This window comes from Reyranella sp. GW821-FHT14A01, assembly GCF_058803965.1.
The window spans coordinates 26,569-45,606 of record NZ_JBXAPM010000021.1; the positions used below are offsets into that span (position 1 = coordinate 26,569).

Annotated in this window: 19 protein-coding genes; 10 read left to right on the forward strand and 9 right to left on the reverse strand. The window is 65.1% G+C overall.

Going from position 1 to position 19,038, the window contains the following annotated elements; genetic code table 11:
- Nucleotides 1-77 precede the first annotated feature (77 nt).
- Nucleotides 78-587 carry a GNAT family N-acetyltransferase gene (locus AC1ROX_RS28285; protein ID WP_493131640.1) on the reverse strand — a complete coding sequence of 170 codons (510 nt, stop codon included), beginning with the start codon at nt 585-587 and terminating at the stop codon, nt 78-80.
- A gap of 45 nt (nt 588-632) precedes the next feature.
- On the opposite strand from AC1ROX_RS28285, the gene AC1ROX_RS28290 reads away from it, so the two are divergent.
- Entirely contained in the window at nt 633-1,493 is an 861-nt protein-coding gene (locus AC1ROX_RS28290; RefSeq protein WP_493131642.1) for an HTD2 family dehydratase, read from the forward strand.
- A gap of 19 nt (nt 1,494-1,512) precedes the next feature.
- Nucleotides 1,513-2,766: an MFS transporter gene (locus tag AC1ROX_RS28295; RefSeq protein WP_493131643.1), complete on the forward strand. Its 1,254-nt coding sequence runs from the start codon at nt 1,513-1,515 to the stop codon at nt 2,764-2,766.
- On the opposite strand, the gene AC1ROX_RS28300 is transcribed toward AC1ROX_RS28295, so the two are convergent.
- The 4 genes from AC1ROX_RS28300 to AC1ROX_RS28315 form a co-directional block, all read right to left on the reverse strand.
- Nucleotides 2,763-3,989, reverse strand: a complete 1,227-nt coding sequence (locus tag AC1ROX_RS28300) for an epoxide hydrolase family protein (RefSeq protein ID WP_493131645.1) — start codon at nt 3,987-3,989, stop codon at nt 2,763-2,765. The two genes, AC1ROX_RS28295 and AC1ROX_RS28300, sit on opposite strands and share 4 nt — an antisense overlap.
- A gap of 26 nt (nt 3,990-4,015) precedes the next feature.
- Complete coding sequence (locus AC1ROX_RS28305) at nt 4,016-4,768, reverse strand: tyrosine-protein phosphatase (protein WP_493131647.1); 753 nt, start codon at nt 4,766-4,768, stop codon at nt 4,016-4,018.
- 48 nt (nt 4,769-4,816) lie between these two features.
- Nucleotides 4,817-6,997, reverse strand: a complete 2,181-nt coding sequence (locus AC1ROX_RS28310) for a TonB-dependent receptor (RefSeq protein ID WP_493131649.1) — start codon at nt 6,995-6,997, stop codon at nt 4,817-4,819.
- A 303-nt stretch (nt 6,998-7,300) separates the two neighbouring features.
- Entirely contained in the window at nt 7,301-7,630 is a 330-nt protein-coding gene (locus tag AC1ROX_RS28315; RefSeq protein ID WP_493131651.1) for a hypothetical protein, read from the reverse strand.
- Here AC1ROX_RS28315 and AC1ROX_RS28320 point away from each other — a divergent pair.
- Nucleotides 7,587-8,426, forward strand: a complete 840-nt coding sequence (locus AC1ROX_RS28320) for a hypothetical protein (protein ID WP_493131653.1) — start codon at nt 7,587-7,589, stop codon at nt 8,424-8,426. The two genes, AC1ROX_RS28315 and AC1ROX_RS28320, sit on opposite strands and share 44 nt — an antisense overlap.
- A 19-nt stretch (nt 8,427-8,445) precedes the next feature.
- Here AC1ROX_RS28320 and AC1ROX_RS28325 read toward each other — a convergent pair whose 3' ends face one another.
- Nucleotides 8,446-8,790, reverse strand: a complete 345-nt coding sequence (locus AC1ROX_RS28325) for a Rap1a/Tai family immunity protein (protein WP_493131655.1) — start codon at nt 8,788-8,790, stop codon at nt 8,446-8,448.
- 146 nt (nt 8,791-8,936) lie between these two features.
- Between AC1ROX_RS28325 and AC1ROX_RS28330 the strand changes: the two genes are divergently transcribed.
- The 3 genes from AC1ROX_RS28330 (at nt 8,937) to AC1ROX_RS28340 (ending at nt 12,459) form a co-directional block, all read left to right on the forward strand.
- Nucleotides 8,937-9,311, forward strand: coding sequence for a hypothetical protein (locus AC1ROX_RS28330; protein WP_493131657.1), 375 nt, complete (start codon nt 8,937-8,939; stop codon nt 9,309-9,311).
- A 103-nt stretch (nt 9,312-9,414) separates the two neighbouring features.
- Entirely contained in the window at nt 9,415-9,687 is a 273-nt protein-coding gene (locus AC1ROX_RS28335) for a hypothetical protein (protein WP_493131659.1), read from the forward strand.
- Nucleotides 9,688-9,753: 66 nt separating this feature from the next.
- The gene (locus AC1ROX_RS28340) at nt 9,754-12,459 is read left to right on the forward strand and encodes an autotransporter outer membrane beta-barrel domain-containing protein (RefSeq protein WP_493131661.1); all 2,706 of its coding nucleotides are present in this window, start codon (nt 9,754-9,756) and stop codon (nt 12,457-12,459) included.
- Between the two features lie 7 nt (nt 12,460-12,466).
- Here AC1ROX_RS28340 and AC1ROX_RS28345 read toward each other — a convergent pair whose 3' ends face one another.
- Nucleotides 12,467-13,087, reverse strand: a complete 621-nt coding sequence (locus AC1ROX_RS28345) for a cupin domain-containing protein (RefSeq protein ID WP_493131663.1) — start codon at nt 13,085-13,087, stop codon at nt 12,467-12,469.
- A gap of 233 nt (nt 13,088-13,320) precedes the next feature.
- Here AC1ROX_RS28345 and AC1ROX_RS28350 point away from each other — a divergent pair, with 233 nt between their 5' ends.
- Together AC1ROX_RS28350 and AC1ROX_RS28355 are read left to right on the forward strand one after the other, a co-directional pair.
- Nucleotides 13,321-14,388, forward strand: a complete 1,068-nt coding sequence (locus AC1ROX_RS28350) for an LLM class flavin-dependent oxidoreductase (protein WP_493131665.1) — start codon at nt 13,321-13,323, stop codon at nt 14,386-14,388.
- Nucleotides 14,385-15,182 carry an HpcH/HpaI aldolase family protein gene (locus AC1ROX_RS28355; protein WP_493131667.1) on the forward strand — a complete coding sequence of 266 codons (798 nt, stop codon included), beginning with the start codon at nt 14,385-14,387 and terminating at the stop codon, nt 15,180-15,182. The genes AC1ROX_RS28350 and AC1ROX_RS28355 overlap by 4 nt, the downstream gene beginning before the upstream one ends.
- Here the strand turns inward: AC1ROX_RS28355 and AC1ROX_RS28360 are convergent.
- Nucleotides 15,179-15,985 (reverse strand): ABC transporter permease, encoded by an 807-nt coding sequence (locus tag AC1ROX_RS28360; protein ID WP_493131669.1) that lies wholly within the window; start codon nt 15,983-15,985, stop codon nt 15,179-15,181. The two genes, AC1ROX_RS28355 and AC1ROX_RS28360, sit on opposite strands and share 4 nt — an antisense overlap.
- On the reverse strand, nt 15,982-16,995 hold the full coding sequence (locus AC1ROX_RS28365; RefSeq protein WP_493131671.1) for an ABC transporter ATP-binding protein: 1,014 nt from the start codon (nt 16,993-16,995) through the stop codon (nt 15,982-15,984). Before AC1ROX_RS28365 ends, AC1ROX_RS28360 begins: the two co-directional genes overlap by 4 nt.
- Nucleotides 16,996-17,092: 97 nt before the next feature.
- Between AC1ROX_RS28365 and AC1ROX_RS28370 the strand changes: the two genes are divergently transcribed.
- A complete protein-coding gene (locus AC1ROX_RS28370; protein ID WP_493131673.1) occupies nt 17,093-18,139 on the forward strand; it encodes an ABC transporter substrate-binding protein in 1,047 nt (348 codons plus the stop codon).
- 29 nt (nt 18,140-18,168) lie between these two features.
- Nucleotides 18,169-19,008: a TauD/TfdA dioxygenase family protein gene (locus AC1ROX_RS28375; protein WP_493131675.1), complete on the forward strand. Its 840-nt coding sequence runs from the start codon at nt 18,169-18,171 to the stop codon at nt 19,006-19,008.
- Nucleotides 19,009-19,038 lie beyond the last annotated feature (30 nt).

Below are 19,038 nucleotides of genomic sequence, written 5' to 3' on the forward strand. Positions count from 1 at the left end.
GCAGTGCGCCGATCAAACAAACGGTGTCATCCCGAGCGTAAGCGAGGGACCTTTACCTCATATGCGGTTGCCCTACCTCAAACGGAGAGTAGGCGCCTCATGATCGTGCGGCGCCAGGGCGGATGGCCGTGCCGGTTCTCTTGCATCGACTGCATCCGGAGGACGTGCGGCCAGTCTCCGCGCGGCATTTCTTCGAAGCCGCGACGCGTGTAGTAGGGCGCGTTCCACGGGACATTGCGATAGGTCGATAGATGGAGCGTGCGATGGCCCAGGCTGCGGGCGGCTGTCGCGACCTGTTCGATCAGCGCGCCGCCGAAGCCACGGCCTTGCCAGCGCCGCAGCACCGAGAGTTGGTCGAGCCACGCCGTGCCACCCGGGAACTTCATCAGGGCGAAACCGACGGGCCGGTTGAGCGGCGACACCGCCACCCAGAGCCAGCCCTCGCGCCGGCCGGCCTCGAGCGAGCCGAGGCTGGCAGGCGGCATGTCGACGACGCGGCCGAGGCCCACGCGCCGATAACGAAGGTCGGCTTCGTTTTCGATCTGCGGCAGCAGCTTGATTTCATGCGGGTGCGGACGGCGAATCATGGCAGGGGATTGGTTAGGCTGGCTGAAAGACCGGAGGAAGTGCCCATGACGATCGACATCGAACCGCTCAAGAAGGAACTCGGCCGCAAGATCGAGGACGAGGACGTCGTCACGCAGGCGCCGCTCAAGGCGATGATCGCGACCTTCGACCGGAACGACAAGGTGCCGGCGGAGGGCGAGGCGATCGCGCCGGGCTGGCACCTCTGCTTCCTGCATTCCTATGCGCGCCGCAACGTGCTGGCCGAGGACGGGCTGCCGACCGAAGGCGGCGTGCTGCCCAAGATCCCGCTGCCGCGCCGCATGTATGCCGGCTCGACCTTCACCTTCGACGGCGACATCCGGGTCGGCGACAGGCTGCGCCGCGAGACCGAGTTCTCGGACGTGCAGCTGCGCGGCGGCGGCACCGGCAGCCTGATCGTCACCAGCCAGACGCGGCGCGTCTACACGCCGCGCGGTCTCGCCGTCACCGAGGTCGCGAACACCGTGTTCCGCGAGGAGGTGAAGGCGGGCGAGAAGAGCGGCGTGCCGGTGCGCGAGGCCGCGCCGAGCGACGTGCCGTGGCGGCGCACCATCAAGGCCGATCCGGTGATGCTGTTCCGCTACTCCGCCATCACCTTCAACCCGCATCGCATCCACTACGACCGCACCTACTGCATCGAGACCGAGGGCTATCCCGGCCTCGTGGTGCATGGACCGTTTGCGCAGCAATGCCTGTTCGACCTGCTTCGCGATTCCAATCCGGGCCGGACGATCAAGAGCTTCGCCATTCGCGCCCGCGCGCCCTTGTTCGACACCTCGCCGTTCGACGCGATCGGCCGCCCGACCGCCGACGGCAAGGGGGCCGAGCTGTGGACGGTGACGCCCAAGGGCACGATCGCGGCGCAGGCGACGGCGACCTTCGCCTGAGCCTTACCTGAACAAGGGCATGCAAGCACCACCCCTGCCGCGGTTCCTGATCCCGCGGCTGCCGTTCTTCTATGGGTGGGTGGTGCTGGGATGCATCTGCCTCGCGGGCTTCGCGCGGCAGGGGCCGGCCGTCGCAGTGCTGTCGATCTTCGTCGTGCCGATGACCGAGGCGTTCGGCTGGTCGCGCACGGAGATGTCGGGCGCGGTGTCATTGGGCGGCGTGCTGGCGGCCATCATCTCGCCGGTGATCGGGCCGTTCGTCGATCGCCGCGGCGCGCGCCTCGTGCTCTGCCTCGCGGTCGCCGGCACGGGCATCGCCTGCATGGCGCTGTCGCTGATCCAGTCGCTGCTGCTCTTTTACCTGCTGTTCTGCTTCGCCCGCATGATCTGGGCGGGGCCGTTCGATCTCGGCCTCTACAGCGCGCTCAACAACTGGTTCGTGGCACGCCGCGGCATCGCGGCGTCGTTCGCGACACTGGCGCAGATGTCGGGGCTGGTCGGGTTGCCGCTGATCGCGCAGTTCGCCATCAGCGGCTCGGACTGGCGCGCCGGCTGGATCGCGGTTGGCGCCACGGTGCTGCTCGTCGGCTTCGTGCCGTGCTGGCTCCTGCTGGTGCGGCGGCCGGAGGATGTCGGCCTGCAGCCCGACCGGCTGTCCGACGGCAAGGCGCCGCCCTTGGTCGAGCCGCGCTGGAGCCGGGCGCAGGCGATGCGCACGCCGGCCTTCTGGCTGCTCTCGCTCTACACCGTCCTACTGTTTCCGGTGCAGGCGGGTGTCAGCCTGCACAATGCGCCGCATCTGATCGAGCGTGGCCTGTCGCCCATCGCGGCGGCTTCGGTGATCGCCTTCGTCGCGATGCTCTCGGGGGTGGTGAGCTTTGGCATCGGTTTCCTGCCGCGCACCTGGCCGGTGCGCTACCTGATGGCGCTCTGTGCGGCGTGCATGTCGCTCGGTGCCTACGGTTTGATCTTCATCTCCGGGGTGGAAACCGCGATGGCAGCGGCGGGCCTGTTCGGCATCGGCATGGGCGGCGTCATGCTGCTGCTGCCGGTCGCCTGGGCCGACTATTTCGGCCGCGAGAGCTATGGCGCGATCCGCGGCGTGGCGCTGTCGCTGCAGGTCACGGCGCAGGCGGTGGGCCCGCTCGCGTCGGGGATGCTGCGCGACTGGAGCGGCAACTACACCGATTCGCTGCTGCTGTTCGGCACGCTGGCAACGTTCGCGATGGTCGCTGCACTGGCGGCACAGCGGCCGCGACTCCTGTCGATCTAATCGTTCGCCGCGCCGTAGCGCAGGGGGCGGAAGAAGGCCCGGATATCCTCGACCAGCAGGTCCGGCTCTTCGAGCGCCGCGAAGTGGCCGCCGCTCGGCATGATCGTGTGTTGGCGAAGATTGAAAGCGCGCTCGATCCATTCCCTGGGCGGGGCCGGCGCGATGTCGGCGGGAAAGGCCGCGAAGCCGGTCGGCGTCTCGACCTTCGCGCCCTCGGGCAGCGCGCGCGGCTTCTGTTCGGTGACGCCACGATAGAGCCAGGTCGCGGTGCCGGCCGTGCCGGTCAGCCAATAGACCATGATGTTGTCGAGCAGCAGATCCATCGAGAAGCGCTTCAGCGGATCGCCATCGCAGTCGCTCCACGCCTGGAATTTCTCGACGATCCACGACGCGAGTCCGACCGGAGAATCCGCCAGCGCCACGCCGAGCGTCTGTGGTCGCGTCGCATGGATGCGCTGGTAAGCCGTCTTGTCGTCGAGGGCGGTGCCCATCTTCGCCAGCCAGGCCTGCTCGCCGGCGCTGAGGGTAGCGGTCTTGAGATCGATGCCGGGCCGCAGTCCCATCATGTTGAGATGGACGCCGAGGACGCCGGCCTCGTCCTTCATCGGATGATCGAAGGCGAGCCATGACGAGACGACCGCGCCCCAGTCGCCGCCCTGCACGCCGTAGGGTCGGCCGTAGTTGAGCTTCTCGGTGACCAGCTTGTGCCACAGGCCCGCGATGGCACGCGGGCCGATCGGGCCCGTCGTGCCGTCCTCGCGGACCGGCGGACCGGAGAAACCGTAGCCCGGCAGCGAGGGTACGATTACGTCGAAGGCGTCGAGGGGATCGCCGCCATGATCCTCGGGATGGGCGAGGACGTCGATGACGTGCAGGAACTCGACGATCGATCCCGGCCAGCCATGCGTCACGACCAGCGGCAGCGGGCGCGGCGCATCCTCGACCTCGGTGCCGGGTTCACGGATGAAGTGAATGCGCTGCGGGCCGATATCGACCAGGTAGTTGGGCCACCGGTTGATCGCCTCCTGGCAACGCTGCCAGTCGTAGCCATGGCGCCAGTAGTCGACCAGCTCGGCCAGGAAAGCGGGATCGGTTCCGGAGGCCCAGGAGCCGTTGTCGGCGATGGCGGTGGGCGGGCGCCAGCGGCGCAACCGCTCGTCGAGATCGATCAGCGCCCGTTCGGGGATGTCTACCTTGAAAGGCTCGGGAGTGTCGTAGGCCATGAGGCGATCATAGCCGACCTCGGGCCTTAATCGAGCAGGTCCGCCTTCAGCCGCTCGCGCGCCTTGGCATCGAGGCCAAGGGCCTTCTCGGCAAACTCTTCCGGCGTGCCGAAGTCGCCGCGCACCACCTCGAAGGCGGCTTCGAGATAGGGCGTGCGCGCCTCGATGATGGCGGCGCGGGTGTCGATGTCGAGTTCGGGATAGCGGCCGATATGGCCGGTCCACAGCTCGTTGGTGCGGAGATAGTCGTCCATCACCGTTTCCCACGGCACGCCGAGCAGGGTGAGCAGCAGGGCGGAGGCGAAGCCGGTGCGGTCCTTGCCGGCGGTGCAATGGAACACCAGCGGCCGGTGCTCGCCGTCGCTCAGGGTCGCGAACAGGGTGCGGAAGCCCGGGGCGCAGCGGCGCGGATAGTCACGGTAATGATCCGTGAGGAACTGCATCATGATGTGCGGGTTGGCGGAGCCGTCGGCCACGGCGCCGCGGATCTTGTCGCCGACGCCCGGCTCGATATGCGCGCCGACGATGCGGCACTCGATGCCGTCCACGAGGTGCGGCGTCTCGGCTGCTTCGCTGACGCCGCGCAGGTCGACGATGGTGCGCACGCCGAGGCGTCCCAGTGCGCCGCGATCCTCGTCGGTCAGGCCGCCGAGATGGGCCGAGCGGAACACCGTATTGCGTCGGGTGGTGCGGCCGTCCGCGGTCTTGTAGCCGCCGAGGTCACGGAAGTTGGAGCCGCCTTGCAGCGCCAGGACGAAGGGGAGATGTGAGTCGGGCATGGCGTGATTTTAGCACGCCCGCCCGGCCGCGATCATGTCGTTTGCGCGTCAGAATTTTTGCGCCAGTGTCACGAAGAAGGCTCGTCGCATTCCGTATTGCGGCGCGCCGACGCCGACACCTTCGCCGGTCCGAAGCTGGTACACGCCGTCTGTGACGTTGATCGCGTCGAGGCGAATCTGCGTGCCCTTGCTGCCGTTGATCGGAATCTTCTGCGTGAGCGAAAGATTGAGAGTCGCATAGGCCGGCAGCGACGTGTCGTTGGGCGTCACGATGCTGGTGCGCAGGCCGCTGCCGAATAGCATGTCGGCCGAAACGCGGGTCGCCCAGTCGCTTCCGGAATTGAAGATATAGGCGGCGCCTGCCGATCCCGTCCAACCCTGGTCGTGGTCGGCGGCGATCCAGTAGTTGGAGATGTACGACAGGTCCTCGGGCGAGAAGTTGTACTGTGCGGAGTTGATCCTTGTGGCGCTGACCTTGGACCAGGCGAGGTTGCCGTAGAGCGACCATGGGCCCTTGTCGTAATTGGCGTACAGCTCGAAGCCCTTCACCTGGGCGTTCGCATAGTTGAAGGAGGCGAGCTGGATCGGCGCGCCGAACTGTCCCTTGTCGAGATAGTTCTCGGCGAATTTGTAGTAGCCGCTGAAGCCGAGTGTCAGCCCGTCGACGGGCTTCACGGTCAGGCCGACGTCGAAATAGTCGGAGCGTTCCGCCCGTACCGGATCGTTCACAAAGTTCTCGGGCTCGGCCGTCGTCCCGGTGCGGACGGCCAGCGAATTGAAGCTCACCTGGTTGAGCGGCGCCGGCACGAAATAGCGCGAGTACCCGGCCCGCAGGCTGATCTCCGGGGTCGGCTCCCAGACCACGTTGATGCGCGGGCTGAACTGGTTCTCGGAAATCTGCCCGGAGATCGCATCGAAGCGCGCGCCGAAGTTCACCGTGACGGTCGGGATCACCTTCCACTCGTCCTGCAGGTAGACGCTGTAGGTCCAGCCGACCAATTCGGAACCATCGGTGAAGCCCACCGGATTGGTGCCGGGAATCAGGGCCTCCGGATCGCTGGGATCCGGAATGAGGGGCAGGGCGTTGTTCTGGCTGAAGCTGGAGACCCTTTCGCGCTGGACGAGGAAGCCGCCGCGCAGCGTGTGCGCGGACGCGATCTTCCAGCTCGCATCGCCCTGGACGCCGACCGCCAGGCTGGAGCGCTGCGACCAGGGGGCGATGCCGTTGTAGAGCAGGTCACCCAGCGCGTCGGGCTGGTAGGAGAGCTTGGAATAGCGGGCAAAGCCCGAGAACTGCATGTTGAAGTCCTGATAGCTCTTCTGCAGCGAGGCGATGCCGAAATACGTGTCCTCCCACTGCCGCTGGTCGAGGACTGCGCTGTTCCAGTCGGTGATGCCGTTGACCGGGAAGGAAGGTGCCTGCCCCGGTACGTTGGGGATCTGGTAGCGCGCGCTGGCGCCGCCCCCGATGAAGCTCAACCGGGTGTTCTCGTCGGCCAGGGCGGTGAGCTTGGTGAGGGCGTACCATTGCGCGGTGTTGTCATGGAGGGGCGCCGTGGTCGCGGTCGGGTTTTCGATGCCGATATTGTTGCTGACATACTGACCCACGGCGAAATAGTCGAAGTTGCCGGACTTGCCGCCATATTGCAGCGCCGGCTGGATCCAGTTGTAGGAGCCGGCCATCACCGAGGCCTCGCCGCCGGGATTGGTCGTGCCGGACTTCACGCCGATATCGACGACGCCCGCGGTGCGCAGGCCGTATTGCGCCGGCAGCGCGCCGGTGATCAGCGACAGGGAGTCGGCGAAGCGCGGCGAGAGGATGTTGCTGAACAGCGCCAGGCCTTCGGGCAACTGCACGCCGTCGAGCCGGTACTGCAGGCTGCCATGGTCGCCGCGCACATGGATCTGGCCGAACCCGTCCTGCACGACGCCGGGCGCGCGCAGCAGCACCTGGTTGAGCGGCGCGTTCTCGCCCTGCGGCGTGTTGCTGATGGCCGTCTTGCTGAAATCGTAGCGCGTGGCGCCGAGGCTCGGCTGGATCTCGGCGCGCTCGCGGTCGAACTTCTTGCCGATCACCTCGATCGCCAGCCCGTCCGACGGCGCCGGTGTCTGCGACGGTGCCTGTGGCGATGCCGGTGTCGGGGCGTCGGGCGGCGTCTGCGCCAGCACGGGGTAGGCTGCGGAAAGACCTGCTGCGAGGGCCAATGTCGATACGCCGATCCGCTGCATGCGGTCTCTCCTCTGCCACACTAAAAACGTTATACTGTATCTTGTTATAATATAACATTTACGTCAATCGATATGGTCCACCGACGGGCGGTGTATTCAGGCCGCATGAGTCTTGAAGCGCGCAGCGGCAGGCCGGGCCTGTCGCCTCAATCCGTCGTCGTTCTCTGTTGCGTACTGATCGTCGCCATCGTGCTGGCCTACACGGCCGTCAACGCCATGGTCCGGCCGGTCATCTGGTCAGACAGCGGCTGGGGCCTCCTCGGATGGGACCTGCGCCACGGCCTGCCGTGGAACCATTGGGCCTCACCGGACCCGCAGGACATCGCCAAGGACATCTCGACCTTCATGTCGATCTGGTCGCCGGGGCAGCACGTGGTGCCGGGCGTCCTCGAGGCGCTGGGCCTCAGCCTGGGCCACGCGGTCATCGCCACCGATGCGGTCTTCTCGGTGATCGGCCTCGCGGGCTGGTTCATGCTCTACCGCGCCTTCGGTTTCCCGAAGCATGTCGCGGCCATCGCCCTCGCGCTGATCGCCTGCAGCCGCGGCTTCGCCTTTCCCTTCGTGAACTTCGTCGGCGGCGTCGACCGTGATGGCGATCGAGTGGTCTTCCCTGATCCCGCACGCGATCTTCATCCTGAGCTGCGTGTGGGGCGCCGCCCTGTCGTTCGGCGAACTGGCGAACTTCATCCTTCTCCATCCCGGCCGCGCGATCTTCGGATCGCAGCTGGCGGTGGGCTACCTGCTGGCGCTCCCCGCCGCGGCCACGCTGTACCTGGTGTGGCGCCAACTGCGCCGTACCCATCCGGAGTATCTGGTCTTCGTGGGTCTCACGACGCTGGCCTACAGCACCGTCTTCCTCTGTCTGTGGGTGTACGGCGCCACGATCGGCCAGGAGGAGCGCTACTTCCGGCCGCTGTCGCTGCTGCTGCTGGTCGGCGCGGTCCAGGCCTTCCTGACGGTGCCGAGCCGGCTGGTGCGGCTGGCGGCTGCGATGATGGCGCTGGTCGGCGTGCTTTATGGGCTGGCGGGCCAGGCCCGGCATATCGTCGTCAATCTCGGCCATCCGCTGGGCGTGCGCGACTTCAGGCACTCCACGGCCGACGAGGCCGTGGTGAAATTCCTCCGCACGATCGACGTGCCGTCGCCCGACCGCGCCTCGACGCTGATCTTCGTGCCGTCTCCGGAAATCGCCCTCGAGGTCCGCAATGTCCGCGTCATGGCCAACCATGCCGACTTCTGGGCGATCGAGGACATGCGCAACCTCAAGTTCCGCGGCCGGGTACCGCGCCTCTACGTCATCGTCCAGAAGAGGCTGGTTCGCGAAGGCAAGGCGCAGGCGATGGTGGAGCAGTTCGTCGACTACAAGCCGTCGGAATGGAAGGAGATGCCGCTCGGCAACGACTTCGTCTGCTTCTACGTCGTCGACTGACGCGGTCGCGCCGTCATCGCTATTGCTTGGCGCACGGCCAGGTCTGCTCCAGCGCCTCGCCCGCCAGATCGATGAAATTCTCGTGGAGGCGGGCGGGGTTGTTGTTGATGTAGGTGACGACGCCGCGCACCAGCAGGCGACGCGTCGAGATGCCGGGCAGGCAGATGTTCGGCTTGATCGCCTGCAGCGTGTCGACGATCCCGGCGCAGACTCCGGCCACCAGCAGCTTGGATGTCGGAATGGGGTCGAGGAGGAAGGCCTCGCAGCCCAGCATGATGTAGTTGGCCGAGTTCGTGTCCTGTTGCGCCCGGGCCCCTGGAGAGGCCAGGGGGCCGGCGAGGGCCAGGGACAATGTGACAGCCAAAAGGCGATCCCGCGTCATTCGTCCATTTCTCTTTCGTTTCGCTGCGATGATAGCGCGCAGCGACGGCCCGCGAACAGGGTTTGGCGGATTCCACGAGGCGCGTGATAGGTTCGGCATACGGGGACGGAGGCTTCTGGAGTCAAACGATGCCGCTACGCTGGGAGATTCTTCATTCGGAAAAACTCATTCATGTCATTGCCGAAGGGGAAGTGACGTTGAAGGAGATGGAGGCGCATTTCGATGCCCTGGTCGTTGCCAATGCGCTGGCCTACTCGAAGCTGTTCGACGCGACCCGCCTCAAGCCGGTCTACGACGATGCCGATGTCATGGCGATGGGAGCACGGCTGAGCGCCTACACGTCCCACTTCCCGAGCGGTCCGCTGGCGGTCGTCGGCCGCGACGAGGCCGTCGTCCTTGCCTTCAAGCGCTTCGTCAACATTTCGCCGTCGAAGCGGCCGGCGGGATTGTTCTCGACAGAGAAGAAGGCCCGCGCCTGGCTCGCGACACAGGCCGAAGCCTGATACATCCGAAACGTTACGCGCTGCAGCAGTCGCACTGATCTGTTGCAGCGCCACTTCTCTGGTCGCTATCTTCGGCCGGTCTTTCAGGGGAGGGTTTGGGATCATGAAAAGCTCGATGTTCGCGGCTGCACTGCTTGTCGTTCTTCCCATCGCGGCTCATGCGGACCAGGCTGCGGCGAATGCCTGTGCGGCCGGCCTGTCGAAGGACGGGCAGATGATCTACAGCAAGACCGCCCCGACGATCACGCCGACGAGCGACATCAAGGACGCCCTTACCGCACAGGCCCGGCCGCTGGTCATGAACGGCACCCTGTCGCGCGATGCCGCACGACATGCCGCCGAAGCGGCCGGGGAGTGCCTGAAGCTTCTGAAGTAATCACAGAAGCCTTCATTGCCGGACAATCAGCGACACGTGAAACGGATAGTCTTTGAGCTGTGCGCCGTGGCCTGCTGTCTTCCGACAGCGGCCCTGGCGCAGACGAATGTCTGGGATTCGATCCTTTCGAACACGAACTGGTACGTCCCGGTCCCCAACCTGATCGCCTACATGACGGGCAGTCAGAGCTTCACGACGCCGGCGCCGCTCGCCATCGGTGACCAGACGCTCTGGGCCTGGGGCGCCGTGGTCGACGGCGTCATCTCGGGGACCAGCAACGCCACGTTCAGCCTCGGCTCGACGACCGTCCCCACCTCGCCGTTGCTGATGAACGGCAAGGTGACGAATTCCGGTCAGATCGTGCTCGAATTCACGCCCGAGGGCGGCGGCACGACGACTCTCGGAATCGGCCAGATGCGCATGGTCGGCGGCGTGCCGCTGGCCGAGATGCAGATGATCACCGGCAGTGGATCGCTGGTCACGCACTGGGCCTACATGGCGCCGTACAATCCCGCGACCTTCACGCCGCCGTCGCCCACCCAGGTCATCACGGCGAATGTCACCTCGCCCCAGTGGAACTGGACCAGCAGCACGACCTGGCAGATCGTCAGCCCGACGCTCTTCGGCACCAGCACGCCGGGCACGTTCAAGATCGGCACCTACAACAACGGCTACTTCTGGGGCCTCGGCGCGGGACCGACCGGCGGGCTGATCGGCAATTTCACGCAGATGGGATCGATTACGCCGGAAGGCAACGTCCTGTTCGCCGTGCTGGACGACGGCACCCTCATCACCCTCACGGGATTGATCACGGGCGATTCCAGCACCGGCACGATGGCGCTCAAGCCCTACGACCTGTCGGGCCCCTACGGAACGGCGTCGATCGCGACCCTCATGCCGGTCTCGAACATCACCAGCGGCATGACCTACTTCGCAAGCGACCTCGGCACGGTGGTCAATCCCGTGTTTGCCGGCGGTACGCTGCAGATCGACACGGTAGGCTCGACCTACGCGCAGAACTTCACGCTCGATGGCTCGGGCACCAACATGATCGACCAGCGCGGACGGCCGGCGACCTTTTCCGGTGTCTTCTCGGATGCGGTGCCAGGGACTCCGAGCGGCCTGACGATCGCGAACAGCGAGACGCTGGGCAGCATCACCTTCACCGGCGACAGCACCTATACGGGGCCGACGACGGTCGACCCCGGTGCGACCTTCATCGTCAACGGATCGATCGTCTCTCCGGTGACGGTCAACGGCACCCTGGGCGGCAGCGGCACGGTCGGCTCGGTGACCGTCAACAGCGGCGGCGTGCTGAGCCCCGGCAACTCGATCGGCACCCTCACGGTGGCGGGCGATGCGAGCTTCGCGGCGGGCTCGACCTATCTCGTGGAAGTCTCCGGGGCGGCGGCCGACCGGACCAATGTCTCCGGTGCCGCGACCCTTGCGGGAGGCACGGTCCTCGCAAGCTTTGGTCCGGGCGGCTATTCCCGGCGCTATACGCTGCTGTCGGCCGCCGGCGGGCGCACGGGCACGTTCGATGGATTGACCACGCTCAATCTGCCGGTCGGCTTGTCGGCCAGCCTCGGCTACACGCCGACCGACGTTCAACTGGGCCTCACCGCGATCCTGGGATCGGGGACGGCCCTCACCGGCAACCAGGCCGGCGTTGCGGAGACGATCAACACAGCCTTCAACAGCGGGATCACCGTCCCGACCGGTATCCAGGGCGTGTTCAGCCTGAGCGGCGCCAGCCTGTCCTCGACACTCAATACCCTGACCGGCGAGGCGCAGGCGGGCGTGCAGGCGACGGCCTTCACCTTCGGCACGCAGTTCCTGAGCACGGTGATCGCGGGTGCCGGCGGCGGCGGCTCCGATCCCCAGCAGGCCCTGCAATATGCGTCGACCTCGGCCACCGAGACGATCGGCGAGGGACGCCGCTTCCGGTCGTGGGCGGCCGGCTTCGGCGGCTATGGCTGGCTGGGCGGCAGCACGACGACGGGCAGCGCCTCGGTGCAGACCTCGACCCAGGGCGTGGCGGTGGGAACCGACTGGAGCTTCGACCACGGGATGCTGGGCGTCGCCGTGGCCGGCGGCACCACGGGCTGGTCGCTCGAGGGCGGCCTCGGCAACGGACGGGGCAATGCCTTCCAGGCGGGACTCTACGGCCGCACGGCGCTCGGCCCGCTCTACGTCGCGGCGGCGGGCTCGTGGGGGCAGCAGACGATCAGCACGCAGCGCTCTGTCCCCTTCCTCGGCGATTCGTTGACCGCCAACTACACCGCCGGCCTGTGGTCGGCGCGCGTGGAGACGGGCCATCGCTTCGCCGTGGGCGACTTCGGCCTCGTTCCCTTCGTCGCGGGCCAGGGGCAATGGCTCACCGTGCCCGGCTTCTGCGAGAGCTCAGCGCGCAACAGCGGCGCCAACCTCTGCTTCGCGGGCAATACGAGTTCCTCGATCCGCTCCGAGCTGGGCGTCGAGGCCGATGCCGACATGGGTTCCGTGCTGGGCTCGCCGGCGAGGCTCAGGGCCCGCCTCGCCTGGGCGCATGAATTCGAGACCACCGGCCAGATCGCGGCCTGGTTCCCGTCACTGTCCGGCTCGGCCTTCCCGGTCGTCGGCGCGTCACTGCCGAGCGACCTTGGGCTGGTTCGTATCGTGTCCGACTTCGCGCTCGACGACCAATGGTCGTTCCGCCTGCAAGGCGACGGCGCATTTGCCGACAACTATGCAGGCCTTGCCGGGACCATCAGGCTGTCGGCACGTTGGTAGCCGGTGATCAGAAGGTCGGCGGCGTATTGATCCACACGACACGAGTCGTCTGGTGGCCCGGGTTGGCGTACGTGTGGACGAGATCCGACAGGAAATGAAAGGAGTCGCCGGGCTGTAGGAGGAAGCGGCTGCCGCTGACGGTCAACTCCAGAAGCCCCTCCAGAACGTATCCGGCCTCCTCTCCCTTGTGCTGCAACTCGCCGCTGAATGCCTCCGGCTGGAGCACGACGATGAACCCCTCGAGCAAACGGCCTTCGGCCTGGGGCACGATGACTTCGGCATGAATGCGATCGTTGCCCTGTGACTCAGCGTGGCCAATGATCGGCCGCTCGCCGTCCCGCACGATCGACACGGTTGAAGGCGCCCCATTGTTCAGCAGGGCCGAGACGCCGATCTTGAGGACCTTGCAGATGCGATGGAGCGTCGTGAGGGAGGGGACCACACGTTCGTTCTCGATCTTGGAAATCATGCTCTCCGAACAGCCTGCGAGGTCTGCGAGGTCCTTGAGGCGCATGCCGTTAATCAGGCGCGTATGACGGAGCTTGGCGCCGATCCTGATTTCTTCCGCACCGGCGGGCGGCGGGTCGGGAGCCTTGTTCTTTTTCCTGGCTGAGGCGGCCGAAGCCATTGCACACCGAAATTGAAGATTATGGACGCGCTCGGACCCTAACACAGGTTCTGCGGTCTGGATAAACAGACTTTCTCGAGTTTGCTGAATATTTAGCCATGTTTCCGGTTTGAGATTTTAATTCAAGTAACTTTCTTGATAAGAAAACATCATGTAATTATGGCAAGATACTTGCTGTGGTGTGACGTGAGGCAATTAACCCTCGAGCACCGCAGCAAAAGGACCCAAGCCAGATGACCCGTGCCCTCGACCTCGGAATCTTCCTGCCGAACGCCAAAGGCGGGGCGATCATGGCGACCGGCGAGCCTCCGCAATATTTCCCGACCTGGGAACTCAACAAGAAGAACGCGCTGATCGCGGAAAGGGCAGGGTTCGACTTTCTACTCTCCATGGTGAAGTGGCGGGGATTCGGCGGTGTCACGAACCACTGGGATTACTCCCTGGAATCGTTTTCCCTGATGTCGGCCGTTGCCGCGGTGACGTCGCGGATCAAGCTCTACGCATCGGTGGCCATTCCGACGATCCATCCGGCAGTCATCGCGAAGATGACTTCCACCATCGACGACATCAGCAACGGCCGGTTCGGGGTCAACATCGTGTCCGGTTGGAACAAGTTCGAATATTCGCAGATGGGCTTGTGGCGCGGCGACGAATATTTCGGCTATCGATACGACTACGCGACCGAGTATCTCGATGTCCTGCGCAAGCTGTGGGGCACCGGGCGGACATCGTACGATGGCCGCTTCTTCAAGCTGGATGACTGCAAGTCCCTGCCGCAGCCGTCGCGGGACATTCCCATAATCTGCGCCGGACAGTCCGACCGCGGCATCCAGTTTACCGCGCAGTATGCAGACTACAGCTTTCTCGGTGGCCAGGACGACAGCCTTGCCGATCTCGCCGCCCTGAACCTGAAGCTGCAGGCCGCCGCCCGGCAATACGGCAAGACGGTGGGAGCGTACGTTCTCCTCACGGTCATCGCCGAGGAGACCGACGAGGAGGCTTTTGCCAAGCGCGACCACTTCATCGAGACCAGCGATCGGGCGGCCATGCAGGAGTGGTCGGGAAACGCTGGGCAGGATTTTTCCCGTGCCTCGTACAAGGATCTGGCGGTTCAAACCTTCATGGCCATTCCCTATGTCGCGGGCTCGTACGCCACCGTCGCCGCCTATCTGGACGGACTCGCGGAAAGCGGGATCGCCGGCGTTTGCTTCATCGTTCCCGACTATGAGACGGATCTCCAGAGGATTGTCGAGCGGGTGCTTCCCCTGCGTCGGCATCAGGTGCGGAAGCTCGTGGCATGACCATGCACGCCCCCGTAGATTTCAAGACCGCCGTGCGCGCCGGCCGTGGCCTCGTTGGAACGATGGTCACGGAGTTCGCGAGCACGACGCTCGTCCGTATCGCCAAGGCGGCAGGATTGAACTTCGTCGTGTTCGATCTTGAACACGGAATCGTCGACAGAAGATCGCTGGCCGATGCGATCGGCGCCTGTCGCCTTGCCGGCCTGGCGGCCGTCGTCCGTGTCGGGGCGATCGAGCGGACCGCGGTCGTACAAGCCCTGGAAGCCGGCGCGATGGCTATCCTGGCTCCCAACGTAGAAAGCGCCGGGCAGGCACGGGAACTGGTGAGCTTTACCCGCTACCCGCCGCTCGGCAGCCGCGGAGCGTCCTTCGGATCGGCGCACACCGACTATCTCGTATCGTCGGCGCCCGAGGCGATTGCCTCTGCCCACAATTCCACTTCCGTGCTCTGCATGATCGAGTCTCAAGCCGGCCTGGACGCCGTCGAGGCGATTGCCGCCGTCGACGGAGTCGATGGCCTCTGGTTTGGATATATCGACTACTCCCTGTCGGTCGGCCACCCGGGCGAGCTGGCGCATCACAGCATCGTGGATGCGTCGCGGACCATTGCGTCCGTTGCCCGCCGGTCGGGAATAGGCGCCGCCATTGGGGTTTCGACGGAGGCCGAGCTGGCGCGTTCGGCCCAGGCCGGATACGGCACGATCTGCTGGGGATCCGACGTCAGGTTGATCCGCCATGCCCTCGCGGAAGGAGCCGGGACGTTCCGTGCACATTTCCCCGGCACCCCCGGCTAGGACATCCGGTAGAAGCGCATGACGAGGCTCTGCAGCAGCAGCAGGCAGCCGAAGAGCGTGAGGCCGATGGCGCAGAGCGCGATCAGGGTGGCGAATATCAAGGTCGTTTCGGCCTTGGACGAGGCGAAGAGGATCAGGTAGCCCAGCCCCTCTCGGGCCGTGATGAACTCTCCGACGATGACGCCGATCATCGACATCGTCGCGGCGACCTTCATCCCGGCAAAGATGTAGGGCAGCGCCGTCGGGAAACGCAGGGACAGGAAGATCCGCAGTTTGCTTGCGGTCAGCACGCGTCCGAGCCGGACGAAGTCTGGCGGCGTCTGGGCCAGACCCGTCGCCGTTGCGATCATCACCGGAAAGAAGGCGACGAAGACCGCGAAGATCAGGCGCGATTCGAACCCGAGGCCGAACCAGATGATGAAAAGCGGAGCCAGCGCCACTTTCGGCACGAATTGCAGGGCGACAAGGTTGGGCAGGACGCATTCGCGAACGACCGACGAATAGGAGATCGTGGCCGCAATCGTCACGCCCGTGGCACACGCCAGAACGAAGGCTGCGACCACTTCCTTGGCGGTGGGCACGGCGTGCGCGAGAATCAGGGGCATCGCACGAATGAACGTGGCGACAATGGCCGACGGCGACGGGACAATGACTTCGAGGACGCCCGAATAGCGCGTGGCGGCCTCCCATGCCGCCAATGCCAGTAGCGCCGTTACGAGCGGCAAGGCAACGACCCGAGCCTGGGAAGCCAGGGCCCAGGCGGCCTGGCTGGCGGTCACGCTGGTCTCGGTGGCGTCTTTCATCGCTTTGTCCCCGTGCGTGCATTGGAGCGAAGGGCGGTCGGCATGACGACGCGACTTTCGCGATCATGATTTGGATGGATCATCGCCTTGAGTTCGGTGCAGAGCCGGACAAAAGCCGCGTCCTCCTGGATCTCAGGCCTTCTCGGGCGGCCTCCCGGGACCGTGATGTCGGCGATGATGCGGGAGGGCCGGGCGCCCATGACGATGATGCGATCCGAAAGGAACACGGCCTCCCTGATGCTGTGCGTGATGAACAGGGCCGTCTTGCGGACCTGCTGCCAGAGCGACAGCAGGAGGTCGTTCATCTCGTCCCTCGTGATGGCATCGAGTGCACTGAAGGGCTCGTCCATCAGCAGTATCGGCGGGTCGTTGATCAGGGCACGACAGATGGCCGCGCGCTGCCTCATCCCGCCGGACAGCTGGCTGGGCCGCTTGTCGGCGAAGCCGTGCAGGCCGACGGCGTCGATGAGCTGATGCGCGCGGTCGATATCGCCGGTATTCGGCCGGCGCAGCACCTCGACCGGGAACAGGATGTTCTGGAGCGTCGTCTTCCACGGCAGCAACGTCGCGTCCTGGAAGATCATGCCGATGTCGGCGCTCGGCTGGGAAACACGTTGTCCCTTGAGCAGGACACGGCCCGACGTGGGAGCTTCCAGCCCTGCCACCATCATGAGCAGCGTGCTCTTTCCGCAGCCACTGGGACCGAGGATCGAGACGAATTCGCCTTCGCGAACGCCAAAGCTGGCCCGGCTGACCGCTTCCACGACGTTGCGCCCCGACCGGTAGACCTTCTGGACCTGCTGGATCTCGATCTCGAGGCCGCTCTCGTCGGCGGGCTGCTCGAGGGGGGCGCGGAGCGCCGTTGCGTCAATTTGAATGTTCATAAAGTTTCTTGAAAGCAACCGGCATGCCACGCGTTGTATGATTGCGAAGCTCGCGCATTCGGCTTTTTCCAGGGCGCCCTTCTCACGGGAGGAGCAGTAACGGCATGGGTGTTGCTTAGTGTTCAAGTTAGTTGAATACAAGTAAGGAAGGCATGTCATGAGCACGAAAAGCGGATCCCATCGCGGGCGGCGCTCGGCCCTTCGCACTCTCGCGGGCGCGGGCTTGGCGGCGGTCGCCGGATTTCCGGCCATATCCAGCGGCCAGACCCTCGAGAAGGTTACGTTTACCCTGTCCTGGGTGCCGCAGGGTTCTTCCGCCTATCTGAATGTCGCCAGAGCCAAGGGATTCTGGAGCAAGCGCGGACTGGACGTCGATCTGCCGCGTGGCTTCGGGTCCATTCCGACCGCTCTTGCGATCGGCCAGGGAAAATTCGCCTTCGGTACGTCCCAGTCGGCTGCGGTCATCCTTGCCGCGGCACGAGGTGCTCCCGTGGTCGCCCTCGGCATCAACAGCATGACGACGGGCATCGGCGTGGCCACGCTTCGCGACTCGCCGATCCGGTCGCTCAAAGACCTGGAAGGGCGCACGATCGGTGGCGTGCTGAATTCCGGCGAATCGCCGTTTCGCGAGCTCCTGGCTCAGCGCGCGGGCTTCGATTTCTCCAAGGTGTCGGTGAACAACCTGGATATCGCGGTCCTCGAACAATCGTTGATGCAGAAGCGAGTGGACGCGATCTTCTGCGTGGCCGTCTCCAGCCTGCCCCCGATCCTGTCTGCAGGCTTTCCAGTCCGGTTCTTTCCCAGCCGCAAGTACGGAATCGACTTCTATGGCGGCTGCATTCTCACCAACCAGAGCATGGTCGATAGCAACCCCGGGCTATGCAAGCGGATGGTCGAGGGCGCCCTCGAGGGAATCGCCTACACGATCGCCAATCCCGATGAAGCATTGGATATCTTCATCAAGGATTACCCCGAGGTTGCGATCAGCAAGAACGGCCGCGCCTTCACCAAGATCGGCCTTCAGATCTGGATCAACGAGTTCGTCGATGAGGCGCGTGGCCATCCGATCGGCTGGGCGGATCCGAAGATCGTCGAGAACAGCGTCGATCTCATCATGAAGTACGTGGCGCCGCCGGAACTGCAGCGTCCCAACCCGGAGAAGATCTTCACCAACCGCTTCGTCGGCGATGTGCGCCTCTCCGCACCGCAATGGGAAGCCGCCCAGCGATGGGCGGAAGAGGTCCGCAAGGCAATATCGGCCGAAGGCTAGGCCCGACTGCAACAAACGTGAGCACATCCATGGAAACCCGTACTCTGAGCCCTGCTCTGGGCCTCGAAATCAAGGGCTGCGATCTTTCGCGACACGCTGCACTCGATTGGCAACACATGCTTTCGCTGCTCTACAAGCATCAACTGCTTGTCTTTCCCGCGCAGCAGCTATCAGCGTCCGACCTCGTCGCCATCAATCGCAGGTTCGGCACGCCGGAGCCGCAGAAGCCCCAGCAGTACACGCTGCCCGGCCACGAGGAAATCTTTCTGCTGTCGAACATCGTCGAGAACGGCCGGCAGATCGGAAGCACGATGACCGGCTTCGGATGGCATACCGACACGATCTATCACCAGAACCCGACGGCACTTACGATGCTCTACGTCGTCGAGGTGCCGAAGAGCGGCGGGGCGACGCTGTTCGCCAGCACGCAAGCCGCACTCGACGCCATGCCCGAGGAGGAGGTCGCGCGCCTTCGGTCCTCGCGAACGATCCACTCGGTGGGAGCGATGTACGCCCGTCGGCGGAATACGCCCCCCGTGCCGGCGGACGAAGCCGTCTCCGACGTCTCGCATCCGATCATAAGAATCCATCCGGTTACGGGGCGGGAGGGACTGTTCATCAGCCGTAATTCGCTCAAGGGCGTCGAAACGGATCGCGCCGATGTAACCGAGCAGACCGTTCTCGACCTGCTCGCATACGCGACCCAGGACCGGTTCTCATATGAACACAGATCGTCGCCAGGCGATTTCATCGTCTGGGACAATCGCGGCCTTCTGCACTCCGCAACCGACTACGACTTCGAGCAGGATCGAAGGCTGGTCTATCGCCTCGTCACGGGCGGAGAAGTGCCGATGTCGCGCTCGATGTAGTTCTGGCGCGGCCGGGGTTCCTTGGGCGGG